This is a genomic window from Myroides albus (assembly GCF_009711045.1).
Taxonomy (GTDB): Bacteria; Bacteroidota; Bacteroidia; order Flavobacteriales; family Flavobacteriaceae; genus Flavobacterium; species Flavobacterium album_A.
Map to the genome: position 1 here is coordinate 1 of NZ_WMJX01000134.1, position 512 is coordinate 512.

Annotated in this window: 1 protein-coding gene; it reads left to right on the top strand. The window is 35.0% G+C overall.

Annotated elements, in window-relative coordinates; all coding sequences use genetic code 11:
• Positions 1-121 precede the first annotated feature (121 nt).
• The coding region (locus GJV76_RS15645) for a transposase (RefSeq protein ID WP_230381585.1) at positions 122-512 on the top strand (391 nt) is incomplete at its 3' end.

The window sequence follows — 512 nt, forward strand, 5'->3', positions numbered from 1 at the left end:
GAGGCTGTCTAAAAAGCCTAAAAAACAAAACCCCGTCTAAAAAAGGCGGGGTTTTTTCATTGTTTGTCCTCAAAAATAATTATCTTCAAGGTGCAACCAAACAATAAGAAAGACAAATATAATGTTCAAATCTGAAAGTTTAAAATCGCCGAGTCTATTTCCTGAAGATATTTTTTCTAAAATTCCTCTAGACCATCCTGTTCGTCTTATCAATGCTGTTGTTGATGAGTTAGATATTAGTTCTATTTTAAGTCAATACAAAGGAGGAGGGACCACCAGTTATCATCCCCGTATGATGATAAAAGTCTTATTCTACGCCTATTTCAATAATATTTATTCATCGCGTAAGATTGAACGGGCTTTGACGGAGAACATTTATTTTATGTGGTTATCTGGTAATAGCTTGCCTGATCATCGCACGATTAATTATTTTCGCGCTAAGCGATTGAAAGGTCAAATCCATCAGCTTTTTGCAGATGTGGTTCGTCTGTTACAAGAATTACAATATGTTA